Raw genomic sequence first — 15,299 nt, 5'->3', positions numbered from 1 at the left:
TGGGAGAGTAGGTCACTGCCGTACATTTTTTGGGGATGGCCCCGCACCTTTGGGTGCGGGGCCTTTCTCGTTCCTGGGGTCGATTGCTGCCTAGATGTCGGCCGGACTACTGCTTTTGTCAACTATTGGACCGCCGTTCATGAGAACATTGTCTGTAGATCACCACTAGTTTTGCGTCCCTCCAGTGCGTGGTTTGCTCCTGTCCCCGCAGGTTCCATATGCGGCTCGGGGGAGCTCCATATTCGGCTGTGCGAAAGGGTTGACCCATCATGCGAGGAACCATCACTGCCGGTATCGATCGACAGAAGGGTCTCCCACTTCGGTTGAGTACTCTCGTTGTGTCCACCGCGGTGATCTCGGTGATGCTCGGGGGTGCTGGTCCAGCGGCAGCGGTGCCCAGCATCGGCAGTGTCGATCTGGGGAGTGCCAATAGTGGAAGCCTCGGCAGCACCGGCTCGGCGATGCCCGGCCAGTACCGCGAGGATCCCGTGGAATTGCCGGCACTTCGCGATGACATCACCGTTGCGAAGATCGTCAGCAACGAGGCACGGTCCGGTCAGGCGCGGCGGCTGACGGTCGATTCGCCGGCGCTACGTCGGACAGTGGGGCTTGACGTCCTCCTGCCCGCGGACAACTCCGAGCCACGGCCCGCGCTCTACATGCTCGAGGGCGTCGGCGCGGGGGAGAACAAAAGCGGTTGGATGTCCAACGGCGGCGCCCAGGATTTCTTCGCCGATAAGAACGTGAACGTGGTGTTGATCAACGGCGGTGTCGGCAGCCTGTATACCGATTGGGACGAGATCGACGCCGGGGTGGGACTGCACAAGTGGGAAACGTTCATCACGGAGGAGTTGCCGCCGTTGATTGACGCGGAGCTCCACACCAATGGCGTGCAGTCGATCGCGGGCAATTCTATGGGCGCGCAGGGCGCGATGATGCTGGCGCACCGCAACCCCGGGCTGTACCAGGGGGTGGCCGCCATGAGCGGCTGCTATTCGACGATGGACACGCTCGGAAACAGCAGCGTGCAGTGGACGGTGACGTCGCGCAATGGTGATCCCGCGAACATGTGGGGTCCGATCGGCGGGCCCGGCTGGGCCGCACACGACACAGTGCTCAACGCGGAGAGTCTGCGCGGCCTGGAGATCTACCTCTCCGCGAATTCGGGGCTGCCTGGCAAGTATGAGAGTTCGGAGACCCCGGAGCTGCTCGAGCGGCTGGTCATCGGCGGCGGCCTCGAGCTGGCCTCGAATCTCTGCACACAGGTCCTCGACGCCAAGCTCAAGCAATTGAAGATCCCGGCGACCGTGGACTACGAGCCCACCGGCACGCATGCGTGGGCTTACTGGGAGGACCAACTGGCTAAGGCATGGCCGGTGCTGGCGAAGTCGCTGGGCGTGTGAGGGGCGGGTCGCTGAGCTGTCGGGCCTCGACAACGGTTAGCTGGAAAGCCCAATCCACTCCAGCCAAGAGGGGACAATGGCTGGAGAGGAGCGTGAGGGATGAGCGAATCAGGGCAGAGTCAGCATCGACGCCTGGTCACCGAGGTGCCCGGGCCGTTGTCGAGGGAGCTCGCAGCCCGTCGTGCATTGGCCCTGCCCGCGGGGCTGTCCAGCGCCTTCCCCATGTATATCGCGGATGCCGGGCCAGGGTATGTGGTGGACGTGGATGGCAACTCGTTCCTGGACCTTGGCAGCGGCATCGCGGTGACCGGGGTTGGCAATAGCGCCCCGCGGGTGGTGGCGCGGGCCGGGGAGCAGCTGACGCGGTTCACCCACACCTGCTTCATGGTCAACCCGTATGAGGGTTACCTCGAGGTGTGCGAGCATTTGAATCGGCTCACCCCCGGCGATCACGAGAAGCGCACCGCCTTGTTCAACTCGGGTGCCGAGGCGGTGGAGAATGCCGTGAAATACGCGCGTTCCGCGACTGGCCGGCCCGCTGTGATCGTCTTCGACCACGCCTTCCATGGGCGGACGTTGATGACCATGACGATGACAGCCGCGGCGGCGCCCTATAAGAGGACGTTCGGGCCATTCGCACCCGAGGTCTACCGGGTGCCAATGGCCTACCCCTACCGATGGCCGAGCGGACCGGAGAACGCGGCCCGCGAGGCATTCGAGCAGTTTCAGATGGTGGTTGAGAGGCAGATCGGGCCGGCATCGGTGGCGGCGGTGATCGTCGAGCCGATCCAGGGCGAGGGCGGCTTTATTGTGCCCGCGCCGGGCTTCCTGCGCCAGATCGCGGACTACTGTGCGGAGCACGGGATCCTGCTCATCGCGGACGAGGTGCAATCTGGCATCGGGCGGACCGGCGACTGGTTTGCCAGCGAGTTCGAGCAGATCGTGCCGGACCTGATGACCACCGCCAAGGGACTCGGCGGGGGACTGCCGCTCGCGGGCGTGACCGGGCGAGCCGAGATCATGGACAGCGTGCACCCCGGTGGCATCGGTGGCACCTATAGCGGGAACCCGGTGGCGTGCGCCGCGGCGCTCGGGGCAATCGAGAGTATCGAGCACGATGGGCTCCTGGCCCGGGCCCGGCGGATCGGCGAGATCATGACCGCAGAGCTGGGGGAGATCGCCGCGACGGCTGAGATCATCGGGGAGATCCGTGGGCGCGGGGCGATGATCGGCGCGGAGCTTGTCACTGGCGCGGACAAGACCCCGAGTCCCGACGCGGTCGCCGCAGTCATCCGGTACGCGCGGGATCACGGCGTGCTGCTGCTGAGTGCCGGCACCTACGGCAACGTGCTTCGGCTCCTGCCCCCGATGGTGGTCTCCGACGAGCTGTTGTTCGACGCGATGGGAGTGCTCCGGGCGGCGTTCGACGCCCTGTGACGGTGCGGGTCCGGAAAGATTGTCGGAGGCGCCGCCTATGGTTCGTCCCATGGAACGATCACGGGGTGCGGACGGTGGGGCGGATCCGTATGGGCGGTTAGCCGCGGCGGTGCGAGAGGCCAAGGGTGGGGATCCTCTGCGGTCGGTGACGGTGGTGACGTCGAGCTTCGCGGTATCGCGCGATGCGCTCCGCTATCTCGCGCGCCATGGTGGGGTCGCGAACACCTCGGTGCTGACGACCTCGCAATTGGTTGAGCAGCTCGCCCGGCCCCGGATGTTCCCCCGTGCCGCGCTGCCGTTCCCCATTCTGGTGGGCTCGGTCCGCAGGGTGCTGACGGAGCGGCCGGGGCGGTTCGAGGAGGTCGCGGACCAGCCGATCACGGCGCGTGCTGTGGCGAACGCGTCGCGCTGGCTCGGCTCGCACCCGCCGCGGACGGCCGAGGGCAGTGCGCCGGTGGTGACCGAGGTCCTGCGCATCCACGACGACGCCTCCGCCCGCCATGCCGCGGGGTACTTCCGTCCACACGAGCAGTTCGAGGCGGCCCGTGCGCGGCTGGACACGCTCGGCTCGACCATCGTGTTCCTGCCCTGTGAGCTCGATCCCGCCACCGCAGACTTCCTCGACGAGGTCCGGGCGCGGTCGGTGACTGTCGACCAAGATCCCGCGGACGCAGGCTCCGGCACGATGGTGCTCCATGCCTCCGATGCCGACGACGAGGTGCGCTCGGTGGTGCGACTGGCGCGGGACCGTATCGCGACGGGCGTCCCGGGACACCGGATCGGCGTGTTCTACGGGAGCGAGAGCCCGTACCTGGAGGCGCTGCACCGCCACTTCGCCGCCGCCGGGATCACGGTGAACGGGCCGGATGCGCGCGGCCTCGCAGACGGTGCCGCGGCACGCTCCCTGCTGCGGCTGCTGCGGATGGATCCCGATGCGATCGCGCGCCGCGAGCTACTCGCGATCCTGGCCGAGCGCGCGGTGCGCTGGACCAGCGTGGACGGTGTCCGGCTCTCGGCGCGGCAGGCTGAGATCCTCACCCGCACGCACATCGCGGTGGTGGGCGGGCCGGACTGGGCGCGATTGCGGACCGTGGAACCGGACGATCACCGTCACGAGACTGCCGTGCTGCTCCTGGACCTGGTCGAGAGCCTGCGAGCGGACCTCACGACAGTCGCGGCGGCCCGCACCTGGGGAGCCGCGTCCGCGGCCGTCGCCGACCTCATCGTCAAGTACTTTGTCGCGGAGGGCCGGGCGGCCCCTGACCACGCGGCACTCCTCTTCGTCGCGCAGGATCTTGAGAACCTGGTCGGAGTCGGACCCGAGCCGAGCATCGGCACCGTGCTCGAGGCTGTCGAGATCGGCGTGGAGGCTGGCGCGCGGCGGGTCGGAGAGCCCGGTGTGGGAGTGACTATCGGTCCGATCGCCGAGGGCAGCGGCCGTGACCTCGATATCAGTGTCGTGGTCGGCATGGCGGAGGGCATTGTCCCCGCGGTCCGGCGGGAGGATCCACTGCTGCCAGATTCGGTCACGGGCGTATCGCAGGCTGACCTCCTCGAGTTGCAGCGGAGATCGCTCGCGTTCGCCATCGGTGCGGGCCGTCGCGAGCGGATTCTGACGTTCCCCCGTGGAAGCCTGCGCGGCGGGGCGGAGAAGGTACCCTCTCGCTGGCTGCTCGGGACCCTCGAACGGCTCGCAGACCGGAAGGTCAGCGAGTCGAGATGGCGGGAGGACACCGAGAACAGCGAGGGGATCGTCGTAGTCGAGTCTTTCGACGCGGGCATGCACAATCCGAAGCGGGGGGTCGGTGCCGAGCCCGCCACCGAGGCGGAATGGCTTGTGAGGGCGGGTGCGGCCGCCCGCGGAGAATGTCCCATCATCGCCGGCGCGACCGAGCTGCGGGCAGACCGTCGGTTCGGGCGGTTTACCAGGTTCACCGGCAACGTCGCCTCCGCGGCGGAGTTGATCACCCTCCTGAGCCAGCCGATCGCGCCGACCCGCTTGGAAGAGTGGGTGGCGAGCCCCTACCTGTTCTTCATCCAGCGCGTCCTGGGCGTCTCGCCGCTCGATGACCCCGACGAGGACACCCGCATCGACCCGCTCAGCCGCGGAAACTTAGTCCACAAGATCCTCGAGGACTATGTGGCGGAGGTGATCGATGGCGCGCCGGGGAGCCTCGAGCGGCTCCTCGAGATCGCAGATCAGCAGCTGGCGGCCGCCGCGGAGGATGCGCCGGGCTGGTTGCCGCAGGTGTGGGAGCACGACGCGCGGATTATCCGCGCGGGTGTGGCCGGCTGGCACGCGCACGACGCGGTCGAGCGCGGGCAGGGCTGGAGCCCGATCGGCGTGGAGGCGGCGTTTGGGGCCGACGGCGAGGCGGCGGTGAGCCTTGGCCTGGACTTGGGAAGTATGGGCTTCCTGGGCAAGGTCGACCGTATCGACCGGCATACCGACGGCCGGGTGCGTGTGACCGACTACAAGACCGGCATCACCAAGGACTTCAAGGGCCTCATCGAGTCGCAGCCGACCGCCCAGACGACGAAGTTCCAGCTGCCCGTCTACGGGCTGTTCGGGCAGACCCTGGCAGACGGGAGCCAAGTGCTGGCGCGCTACTGGTTTGTCACCGAGAAGGGCGGGTTCGACTCCGTCGGCTATCCGATCACCGATCTCGTGATCGACACCCTGCGCCGAGACCTCTCCTTTTGCCAGAAGTCGATCGGGTCGGGGGCGTTCCCACCTCGCTCGGGCTCGTACAGCGTGGCCGCGCTCGCCGAGTTGCTCGGCAAGTCGGAGTTGGAGAACACCTGGCGGGCACTGCGAGCAGAGCCCGCGCTGCGTGAGCTCGTCGCGATACATGAGGGAGATGGACTGTGAGCGCTGTGGGGGAGATCCTGGTCGACGCGGTGGCCCGTCGGGTGATCGAGGAGAAGACCGACGCGACCTTGTTCGTCGAGGCGGGGGCGGGCAGCGGAAAGACGCACGCGCTGGTCTCGCGAATCTGCACTCTCGCGTTGCGTGACGGCGTCGAGCTGGACCGGGTCGCGGCGATCACCTTCACGGAGAAGGCGGCGGCGGAGCTGCGCGAGCGGGTCCGCGGACGGCTCGCCGAGCTAGAGCCAGAGGACGATCGGGAGAGCTCGCGTCGGGACTTAGCGCTCAGCCAGATCGACACCGCGGCCATCGGCACTCTGCATGCGTTCGCGGCGCGGATCGTGGGGGAGCATCCGCTAGAGGCCGGGGTGCCGCCGCGAATCTCGGTGGTGGACGCCATGGGCTCGGACCTCGCGTTCGAGCGGCGCTGGCAGGCAATGCGCGGCGCGCTGTTCCCGCGCGTGGACGCGGGCACGGGCACGCCCGGCACCACAGATGTCGGAGCGGTAGATGTCGGAGCGGCGATGACCGTCCTCCTCGACGCGGGAGCCTCCCTGGACCAGGTGCGCGAGGTCGCCCGCGAGCTGGACAAGCACTGGGACCGGCTGCCGGAACCTTCGGCGCTGGCGGCCCTGCAACGCCCCGACCCGCTGCCGCTGCTGATGCGGGTGGACCTGCTGCTGGACAACTTGGCCTCGTGCGGCGACCTGGAGGACAAATTCGCGGCGACCCTTGGCAAGGTCCGGGACTGGCGCGACAAGCTCGCCGCCGCAGACGACCGGGACTGGATGGCGATCGCCCACGGTTGTCCCACGCGTGGAGTCGGCGGCGCCGCGAAGAACTGGGCCGGCGGCAAGGACCAGGTCATGGCACTCAAAGATGAGGTCACCGACATTGGGGCCGCGGCGGCGGAGCTGTGTGATCAGTACGTGGGCCGCGCGCTGCAGATCGTCGTCGGCGCGATCAGCACGGTGGTGCTGGAGCAGGCCGCCCACCGTCGACGCAGCGGCGCCCTCGAGTTCCACGACCTGCTGGTCTACGCACGCAAGGTGCTCGATGTGCCCGGGGTCCAGGAGCAGCTGTACCAGCGCTACCAGCGGATCCTCCTCGACGAGTTCCAGGACACGGACCCACTGCAGCTGGAGATCGCGGCGATCATCACCGCTGGCGAACCGGGCAGGCTGTTCACCGTCGGGGATCCGAAGCAGTCGATCTATCGGTTCCGGCGGGCGGATATCGCCACCTACATGGCAGCGCGCGACAGCCAAGACGAGAACGCGATCATCACGCTGCAGACGAACTTCCGATCCAGCCGGCCGGTGCTGGCCTGGGCGAACGCGGTGTTCGGCAAGCTCATCACGGCGCAGGATCGCACTCAGCCCGAGTACGTTCCCCTTGCGCCCGCCCCGGGCCGGCCCGAGTGGTTGGCCGAGTGGGGGCCCACGCCGTTCGTGTTCGCGAACCCCCCCGCCGAGTACGGCGAGAGCCTCGAGGGCCTCTCCCCGGCTGACGCGGTGCGGGCGGCGGAGGCAGCCGACGTGGCCCGGGTGATCGGGACCGCCATCCAGGAGGGCTGGCGAAAGGAGGTCGGCGGGCACGGGAAGTTCTCCCACGAGCCGCTGCGCCTGAAGGACATGTGCCTGCTGCTCCCCACCCGCACGGCGCTGCCATACCTCGAGGCAGCGCTTGACGCGGCGGGCATCGAGTACCGGGCGGAAGCGTCCTCCCTGGTCTATTCGACACAGGAGATCCACGACCTGCTGCTGACCGCCCGCGCACTGGCGTACTCGGCGGACCGGGCCGCGCTGGTCGGCGCGCTGCGGACCGCCATGTTCGCCTGCGGGGACGACGACCTGCTGCGCTGGCAGTCGGCCGGCGGGCAGTGGCGGGTCTCCGCGGATATACCGGCCGGACTGGCGAACTCGCCGGTCGCGCGCGCGTTCGGCTACCTCAACACGATGGCGGGGCAACTCCCGGAGCTGTCGCCAGCGGCGGTGCTTTCCAGGCTGGTCACAGACCGCCGCGTATTCGAGGTCTCGATGGACACGCCGCGATATCGGGACTCGTGGCGGCGCCTCCGGTTCGTCATCGACCAGGCGCAGGCCTGGTACGAGGCCGGCGGTGGCGACCTGCGCGACTACCTGGACTGGGCCCAGACGCAGCAGGCGGAGGACGCCCGGGTCACCGAGGCGGTCCTGCCTGAGGACGGCGTCGACGCCGTGCGCATCATGACCATGCACGCCTCCAAGGGACTGCAGTTCCCGATGGTTGTGATCGCGGGCATGAGCGGCGGGTTCCGCCCGGCCTCGCGGCCAGTGCTGTGGGACGGGGCCGGGGTCGTCAAGATCAACCTGTCCAAGCACGCGCGGACCGAGGGCTACCGTGAGGCCAATGCGGTCGAGGACGCGCACACCGCGGCGGAGCGCATCCGCCTGCTGTATGTCGCCTGCACCCGGGCTGAGAGCTTTCTCGCGGTGTCGGGCCACCTGCCGACCAATGCCGGCTGGGGCAAAGTGCTCGCAGACGGGCTCGACGCCGTGCCGAACGATCCGCCGCCGCTCTGCTCGGGTCCTGCGCAGCCGCCCGAGCCGCGGGCCATTGCGGGCGCGCCCACGTCCCTCTCCCAATGGCGGGCGGAGTCCGCGCGAGTCGCGGCGCTGTCCGCCCAGCGCTCCACGCTGTCCGCGACGGAGATCGGCCACTCTGGTCCAGAAGCGCACCCAGACACCGCGCCCGGGATCGGTGCGACGGTTCGCCAGGCATATATGGACGGGGGGCTGGTGCCCGCGGCGGGGGGCACGGAAAAGGTCGCGGCCGCGATCGGCGCGACCGAGAGCGGGGCCGAATACGGCACCGCGCTGCACGCGTTCCTCGAGTCCGCGGACCTGACTGCGCCGTCTGACGGGGCCGGCGCGCACGCGGCCGCCATCGCCGCCGAGGTCGCGGACCCGGAGCGGTTCGTCGCGCTCGTCCGCTCTGCGCTGGAATCGGAGCCGGTCCAGGCCGCGGCGGCGCGCGAGCACTGGAAGGAGATGCAACTGGCGGGGATCGCGCGGGGAGCGGCGGGCGCCAGGGGCGCTGGCGACAGCACGGACACCGCCGATGTGCTCGTGGTCGAGGGCATCGCGGACCTGATCTACCGCGCGGACGATGGCAGCCTTGTGATCGTGGACTACAAGACTGACGTGGGGGTCTCGGCGGCGACGCTCGAGGCGTACTGGACCCAACTCGCCGTCTACGCGGACTTGCTGGATCAGACGGCGAGAGAGAACGTCAGCGCGCTGGTGCTGGTGTTCCTTCGCGAGGGCCGGGCGCAGGTGCTGGAGCGGCGATGGTGAGCGGGGACGGGGAAATGGTGCGCATGAACACGGCCTTCGCGGCGGGCATCGCACAGTGCGGCTAAAGTTGCTAAGAGTCTGATTTCGCACGGGCAGTGCCATTGTTGAATCAGCAGCGCGAGCAGTCGGAGTTGTCATGGGCATAATGCGCGGCAGCACAGCGCCATTGGCCGGTGCACAACGAGGTCGACCAAAAACGTCAATCAACATCAAGCTGGAGGAAATTAATGAGCGTCAGTCTCACCAAGGGCGGAAATGTATCGTTGACCAAGTCCACGCCGGGACTCACCGCGGTGGATCTGGGTCTGGGTTGGGATGCACGCACAACCAGCGGGGCAGACTTCGATCTCGATGCCAGCGCGCTGATGGTGAACGCGTCGGGCAAGGTCGTCAGCGACAGCCACTTCGTCTTCTTCAACAACCTCACCAGCCCGGACGGCTCCGTCCACCACACCGGTGACGAGCTGACGGGATCGGCAGAGGGCGATGACGAGACGATCCAGGTTGATCTGCGCTCGGTGCCGGCCGAGGTCGACAAGGTCGTCATCGTGGTGTCGATCTACGAGGCCGTCGAGCGCGGGCAGTCCTTCGGGCAGGTCCGCAACGCCTACATCCGGGTGGTCAACCAGGCCGACCACAAGGAGATCTCCCGCTTCGACCTGACCGAGGACTCGTCCAACGAGACGGCGATGATCTTCGGCGAGCTGTACCGCCACGGCGCAGACTGGAAGTTCCGCGCCGTGGCGCAGGGCTATGACAATGGGCTTGCGGGCATCGCGCGCGACTTCGGCGTCAACGTCGGCTAGCCGACACGGCAGATGGGGCCGGCTAGCCGACGTGGCGGCCGGCCCCGCTCCGACCGCGGACAGCGCAGCTCCCTTGCGGTAGCGCTTCACCACTGAGCACACAGCACCTCATTTCCGAGTGTGCAGTTCCAGAGAGGAACTCTCTTTTGTTATTCAGGGCCTTCGGCTGGTCGATCGGCATCACGATCCTCGGGCTGATCGCCGGCTTCGTTTACGGCGGCCCGTCGGCCCTCGCGATCGTCGCAATCCTGATCGTGCTCGAAGTGTCGTTGTCCTTCGACAACGCGGTCGTGAATGCGACGGTGCTCGAGCGGATGAGCCCGTTCTGGCAAAAGATCTTCCTCACCATCGGTATCGCGATCGCAGTGTTCGGCATGCGCCTGGTGTTCCCGCTTGTCATCGTCAGCGTCACCGCCCAGTTGAACCCGATCGAGGCCATCCAGCTGGCGATGGAGAAGGGCGACCCGACAGTGCCCGGCACCTATGGCTACCTGATCCACGACGCGCACCCCGCCATCGCGGCCTTCGGCGGCATGTTCCTGTTCATGCTGTTCCTCGACTTCATCTTCGAGCACCGTGAGATCACTTGGCTGAGCTGGATCGAGCGTCCGCTCGGGAGGATCGGCAAGCTCGACCGGCTCGCGATCATCGTGTCCTTGACACTGCTGTGCATCACCGCGTTCACCTTCGCGCCCGAGGGCAAGACCAGCACCGTGATGCTCTCCGGTGTCCTCGGCCTGATCACATATGCGGTGGTCAATGGACTTGGCGAGCTGTTCAACATCGACGATACGGTTGGTGACGACGGTGCCGTGGAGGGCAAGGACGGCAAGAGCGGTGCCGGCGCGGTGACCCTGGCCGTCGGCAAGGCCGGCTTCTTCCTGTTCGTCTACCTCGAGGTGCTGGACGCGTCCTTCAGCTTCGACGGCGTCGTCGGCGCGTTCGCGATCACCTCGGACCCGATTATCATCGCTATCGGCCTGGGCGTCGGCACCATGTTCATCCGCTCGGTCACCGTCTACCTCGTCCACAAGGGTGCCCTGAAGGATTACGCGTACCTCGAACACGGCGCGATGTGGGCTGTCGGCGCGCTGGCCGTGCTGATGCTGCTGACCATTAAGTTCGAGGTGTCCGAGGTAATCATCGGCCTGGTCGGCGTCACCTTGATCGTGGCGGCGTTCCTGACCTCCGTCGTGCGCAATCGGCGAGACGGCGGCGATGACGCGGACCTCGCCGAGCAGCCGGACGAGGCCATAGCGAAATGATCGCGGCGCGCTAGGCGCCCGCAATACACATCCAAGTAGAATTCGACACGTCTGACACAAAGGGGATTCGACATGAGCGTGAATTTGAGCAAGGGCCAGAAGGTTTCGCTGACCAAGAAGAGCGGCGGCACCCTGACGCAGGTGCGGATGGGCCTGGGCTGGGACGCGGTGAAGAGGAAGGGCCTGTTCGGCGGCCTGAAGTCGCAGTCGATCGACCTCGACGCATCTGCGCTGCTGTTTGACGCGCAGGGCAACCTGGTCGACCAGGTCTGGTGGAAGCAGCTGCAGAGCAAGGACGGCACCGTCCTGCACACCGGCGACAACCAGACCGGCGCGGGCGATGGCGATGACGAGTCCATCCGCGTGGACCTGGGCAGCGTGCACGCACAGGTCGACAACATTGTGTTCGTGGTCAACTCGTTCACCGGGCAGAACTTCACGCAGATCGAGAACGCCTACTGCCGCCTGATCGACGAGGCGACCGAGACTGAGATCGCCCGCTACACGCTGAGCGGCTCGGGCCAGCACACGGCCCAGATCATGGCGCGGGTGGTGCGCGACGGGGCCGGCTGGTCGATGGTCGCGCTCGGCAACCCCGCCTCCGGCCGCACCTTCCACGAACTGCTGCCCGCGATCCCGCGCGCATAGCGGATCCGGCACCCCCAGCGACTAGGAGCTCCACAGCATGTCCGATCTGAACCTCGACTCACCGACCCCAACTGGTCCCGCCGCGGGCGGAGCAGCCGGCGGCCTCGTCTTGACCCCGCCGGCCCCGGTCGTCGTGGTGAGCAAGGAGTCGGCGGCCGGCGCGATCCCACTCGATCAGGGAAAGCAGGGCGAGTTGGCGACGAAGGCCACCGCCTTCGCCAATGACCTGGTGGCGATGGACGTCCGCTCGCCGGAGTTCGCCACCAAGGTGAATTCGATCAACGCGATGGGCAACAAGGAGATGCGGGCCTCGGCGTCGGTCTCCAGCCGGATCCTGGAGCGCCCCGCCGCCAGCGTGCGCGCGGGCAAGGGCAGTGCGGGCGGCGACGCGCAGACGCGGGTGGCCAACACGCTGACCGACCTGCGGTTCACCGTCACGGAGCTCGATCCGGGCCGGGCGGACCTGTCCGGAGCCAAGCGGCTCCTCAGGTTCCTGCCCGGCGGGGACAAGCTGCAGCGCTACTTCGCGCGGTACCAGTCGGCGCAGACTCAGCTCAACGCGATCATCAAGGCGCTCGACTCCGGCCAGGACGAGCTGCGCAAGGACAATGCGGCCATCGAGATGGAGAAGGCGAACCTGTGGGACACCATGGGCAAGCTGACCGAGTACAACGAACTGGCCGGCGCGCTCGACACGGCGATCGAGAATAAGGTCGCCGAGCTCGCGGCCGTCGGGGACAGCGAGACCTCCGACGCCCTGCGCTCGGATGCCTTGTTCGCGGTGCGTCAGCGCCGCCAGGACCTGATGACGCAGATGGCGGTGTCGGTACAGGGCTACATGGCGCTGGACCTGGTGCGCAAGAACAACCTGGAGCTGATCCGGGGTGTGGACCGCGCGCAGACCACCACCGTGACGGCGCTGCGGACGGCCGTCATCGTCGCGCAGGCGTTGGCTCGGCAGAAGCTGGTCCTGGACCAGATCACGGCGCTGAACACCACGACGTCGAACCTGATCGAGTCGACCTCGGCGCAGCTGCGGATCCAGGGCGCGGAGATCAACCAGCAGGCCGCGTCGTCGACCATCGACATCCAGAAGCTGCAGACGGCGTTCGACAACGTCTTCGCCGCCATGGATGCCGTCGACACTTTCCGCGGCCAGGCCGTCGAGTCGATGGCGCAGACGGTGACCGCTCTGGAGGGGCAGATCGAGCGCGCCCAGCCGTATCTCGAGCGGACCCGCAGGGGAGAGGGCACTTCGCAGGGCAATGGGTAGTGGTCGATAGTGATCTCCTGGTTCAGGCGGAATATGGGCGAGGCGCAGGCCTCGGCCGAGCCACAGGTGGACGAGGACTCCCCGGAGGCGCTGATCCGCGCGCTCGGGGAGCTCGTCGATTTCATCAACCGCAGTTCCGGCGGACTGCCCGTCGAGACCACGGTGTTGGCACGTCAGGTGACTGATGTGCTGTGGACGATCATCCAGTCCTCGGAGGACCGGGCATTGGATGTGCATGCCGTGATCACGGTGCGTGCGATCACGGAGGACTATCTGCCGACGACACTGCGTGCATACCTGGCGCTCGACCCCGCGCTGACCGAGGTGGCGGGCCGGACAGGCAAGACACCGCGCGATTTAGCCGCCGACCAGGTGGCGGCGCTGTGGGAGTCGGCGGCCAGCGTGCTGCAAGCTACCGCCGAGCAAGATGTCTCGGCGCTGATGGTGCAAGGGAAATTTTTGGAGACGAAGTTCGCCCGCTCGGATTTGGAACTATGAGCAAGCGCATGCGGCGCGGCTCGAACGTCGCGGTCACGCAGGAGATTCCCGGTCTCACCGGGGTGGTCGCCGGGGTGCGTTGGGACGCCGGGGCTGGCTCCGCGCTCGGTGAGGACCTGGTTCTCGCCACGATCTTGTGCGACTCGGCCGGCCGGGTGCTCTCGCCGGAGCACTTTGTGTTCTTCAACCAGCTGGCCTCGCCGGAGCTCTCGGCCCGGCAATTGACGGAGGCGCTGGGCGGGGACCAGGAGCAGGTGGAGATCGATTTCGGGCGGGTGCCGCCAGAGGTTCAGCGCATCGTGTTGATGCTGTACCTCAACGAGCTGCCCAACCGCCGCCGCTCGCTGGGACAGTTGCGCGGCTGCGAGGTGCGGCTGCTGAACCTCGCCGACAACTCCGAACTGGTGCGCTCGGAGGACTTCGCGCCCCTGCTGGGCGAGGAGACCGGGCTCGCTCTCGGCGAGGTCTATCGCCACGGTGGGGAATGGAAGTTCAAGGTCCTGGGCCAGGCGTATGCCGCGGGGATCCGCGACATCGCCGCGGACTACGGGCTGCCCCTGTGAGGCGGCTGCGATGAGCGTGCCCGACCCTCTGCGCGCCCGGCCCCGCACGGACTTGCCGTTCCTGCGCCGCCGCGCCCAACCCTCGGCGCCGGCCGCTGGCGTGCCGGGGACGATCTCGGACCAGGAGGCGCTGACGCTGTTCATCGCCGGCAAGATCACCCGCAGACTCGGCGTGGTCGCGCCCGTCGCACTGGCGACCCCCGCTCCGACTCCGCGCATCGATATGAGCCGTCCATCGCGGGGCGGGTCTCGTCCGACTCCACCCCCGACGGGTGCGCGGCCGCAGATCGACATGAGCCGGCCCGATCGGTCGCGGCGTCAGCCGGCAGCCGCATCGGGCCTGGATCTCGGCGCGGCCCCGCCGACGCGCACCACGACGGCGAGCTCGCTGGACCTGGACCCGCCAGTGCGGCCCGCCGCCCCATCGTCGGACCTAGACCTGACTCCGACCGCCGCCGCGCCGCGCCCGCCGGCACCGCTCCCCACCCCGGGCACCGTCTCGTTGGACCTCGACCTCGACCTGGACCTCTCGCCGGGCCCGTCGCCGACGAGTCCGGGCCTGCCTGCGCCCGCCGCGCCCAGGCCGGGGCCGCCGCCGGTGCGTGCCGAGTCCGGCCGCAGAGTGATCCTGACCTATGCCGAGCCGATCGTGACGCTCACGCGGATCCAGAGCGGGATCGGCTCCCTCGAGATGGAGGGGGCGTGGACCCAGAACGACGGCGGACCGGTGCGATTGGGCTGCGCCTACGAGCTGCGCTCCGGGGCCTCGTCGACGGTGCAGCTCACCGGTGGCCGGGGCACGGCCCCACCGGGCTCGCGACGGCCCGTCATCGTCGCGCGGGGCGGGGAGTTCGAGGGCTTCGGGCTGGACCTGCGCCAGTGCGGCGAGCTGGCGCGGCTGATCGTCTATGCCTACTCGGAGTCCGGCGCGCCGGTGGACTGGACTGGGACGTTCATCACGCGAACCTACGGAAACGCCAGGATAGAGATGCCGCTGGCACAAGTGGGGCCGAGCAGTCTGGCGGTGCTCACCTCGATGTATAACATTGGCGGACAGCTGGTCATGAGGGCCGAGCTGGAGCCGATGTCGGGTTCTGTCCGCGACGCTTGCCAAGCCTTCGGCTTCGACAAGATCACCTGGTTGGACGAGCGCACGTCGATCGATTGAGCCACCACCGCCTATCTCATCACGACGGGGG

At 68.0% G+C, this 15,299-nt stretch carries 11 protein-coding genes; all 11 read left to right on the top strand.

What is annotated here, in order from left to right; genetic code table 11:
* Nucleotides 1–269: 269 nt before the first annotated feature.
* The 11 genes from TBIF_RS10950 to TBIF_RS10900 all read left to right on the top strand — a co-directional run bounded on the left by TBIF_RS10950 (nucleotide 270) and on the right by TBIF_RS10900 (nucleotide 15,268).
* Complete coding sequence (locus TBIF_RS10950) at nucleotides 270–1,403, top strand: alpha/beta hydrolase (RefSeq protein ID WP_084611659.1); 1,134 nt, start codon at nucleotides 270–272, stop codon at nucleotides 1,401–1,403.
* A 99-nt stretch (nucleotides 1,404–1,502) separates the two neighbouring features.
* Complete coding sequence (gene gabT / locus TBIF_RS10945) at nucleotides 1,503–2,840, top strand: 4-aminobutyrate--2-oxoglutarate transaminase (protein WP_038170732.1); 1,338 nt, start codon at nucleotides 1,503–1,505, stop codon at nucleotides 2,838–2,840.
* 49 nt (nucleotides 2,841–2,889) lie between these two features.
* Nucleotides 2,890–5,712 (top strand): PD-(D/E)XK nuclease family protein, encoded by a 2,823-nt coding sequence (locus tag TBIF_RS10940; RefSeq protein ID WP_024794842.1) that lies wholly within the window; start codon nucleotides 2,890–2,892, stop codon nucleotides 5,710–5,712.
* Complete coding sequence (locus TBIF_RS10935) at nucleotides 5,709–9,047, top strand: UvrD-helicase domain-containing protein (RefSeq protein ID WP_024794841.1); 3,339 nt, start codon at nucleotides 5,709–5,711, stop codon at nucleotides 9,045–9,047. Before TBIF_RS10940 ends, TBIF_RS10935 begins: the two co-directional genes overlap by 4 nt.
* A gap of 227 nt (nucleotides 9,048–9,274) precedes the next feature.
* On the top strand, nucleotides 9,275–9,853 hold the full coding sequence (locus TBIF_RS10930) for a TerD family protein (RefSeq protein ID WP_024794840.1): 579 nt from the start codon (nucleotides 9,275–9,277) through the stop codon (nucleotides 9,851–9,853).
* Between the two features lie 146 nt (nucleotides 9,854–9,999).
* A complete protein-coding gene (locus tag TBIF_RS10925; RefSeq protein ID WP_024794839.1) occupies nucleotides 10,000–11,118 on the top strand; it encodes a DUF475 domain-containing protein in 1,119 nt (372 codons plus the stop codon).
* A 72-nt stretch (nucleotides 11,119–11,190) separates the two neighbouring features.
* Nucleotides 11,191–11,766, top strand: coding sequence for a TerD family protein (locus TBIF_RS10920; protein ID WP_024794838.1), 576 nt, complete (start codon nucleotides 11,191–11,193; stop codon nucleotides 11,764–11,766).
* A 37-nt stretch (nucleotides 11,767–11,803) separates the two neighbouring features.
* Entirely contained in the window at nucleotides 11,804–13,039 is a 1,236-nt protein-coding gene (locus tag TBIF_RS10915; protein WP_024794837.1) for a toxic anion resistance protein, read from the top strand.
* A 33-nt stretch (nucleotides 13,040–13,072) separates the two neighbouring features.
* The gene (locus tag TBIF_RS10910) at nucleotides 13,073–13,537 is read left to right on the top strand and encodes a hypothetical protein (protein ID WP_024794836.1); all 465 of its coding nucleotides are present in this window, start codon (nucleotides 13,073–13,075) and stop codon (nucleotides 13,535–13,537) included.
* The gene (locus TBIF_RS10905; RefSeq protein ID WP_024794835.1) at nucleotides 13,534–14,100 is read left to right on the top strand and encodes a TerD family protein; all 567 of its coding nucleotides are present in this window, start codon (nucleotides 13,534–13,536) and stop codon (nucleotides 14,098–14,100) included. Before TBIF_RS10910 ends, TBIF_RS10905 begins: the two co-directional genes overlap by 4 nt.
* A 10-nt stretch (nucleotides 14,101–14,110) precedes the next feature.
* Nucleotides 14,111–15,268 (top strand): hypothetical protein, encoded by a 1,158-nt coding sequence (locus TBIF_RS10900; protein ID WP_024794834.1) that lies wholly within the window; start codon nucleotides 14,111–14,113, stop codon nucleotides 15,266–15,268.
* The last annotated feature ends 31 nt before the right edge of the window (nucleotides 15,269–15,299 follow it).

The sequence above is a fragment of the Tomitella biformata AHU 1821 genome (assembly GCF_000524475.1).
Taxonomy (GTDB): domain Bacteria; phylum Actinomycetota; class Actinomycetes; order Mycobacteriales; family Mycobacteriaceae; genus Tomitella; species Tomitella biformata.
The sequence above is the reverse complement of the archived record's forward strand: the minus strand, read 5'-3'. Positions and strand labels throughout refer to the sequence as shown.

Coding starts and splice junctions, on each gene's coding strand:
- TBIF_RS10950 (WP_084611659.1), top strand. CDS start 270: ATGCGAGGAACCATCACTGCCGGTATCGATCGACAGAAGGGTCTCCCA.
- gabT (WP_038170732.1), top strand. CDS start 1,503: ATGAGCGAATCAGGGCAGAGTCAGCATCGACGCCTGGTCACCGAGGTG.
- TBIF_RS10940 (WP_024794842.1), top strand. CDS start 2,890: ATGGAACGATCACGGGGTGCGGACGGTGGGGCGGATCCGTATGGGCGG.
- TBIF_RS10930 (WP_024794840.1), top strand. CDS start 9,275: ATGAGCGTCAGTCTCACCAAGGGCGGAAATGTATCGTTGACCAAGTCC.
- TBIF_RS10920 (WP_024794838.1), top strand. CDS start 11,191: ATGAGCGTGAATTTGAGCAAGGGCCAGAAGGTTTCGCTGACCAAGAAG.
- TBIF_RS10915 (WP_024794837.1), top strand. CDS start 11,804: ATGTCCGATCTGAACCTCGACTCACCGACCCCAACTGGTCCCGCCGCG.
- TBIF_RS10910 (WP_024794836.1), top strand. CDS start 13,073: ATGGGCGAGGCGCAGGCCTCGGCCGAGCCACAGGTGGACGAGGACTCC.
- TBIF_RS10905 (WP_024794835.1), top strand. CDS start 13,534: ATGAGCAAGCGCATGCGGCGCGGCTCGAACGTCGCGGTCACGCAGGAG.
- TBIF_RS10900 (WP_024794834.1), top strand. CDS start 14,111: ATGAGCGTGCCCGACCCTCTGCGCGCCCGGCCCCGCACGGACTTGCCG.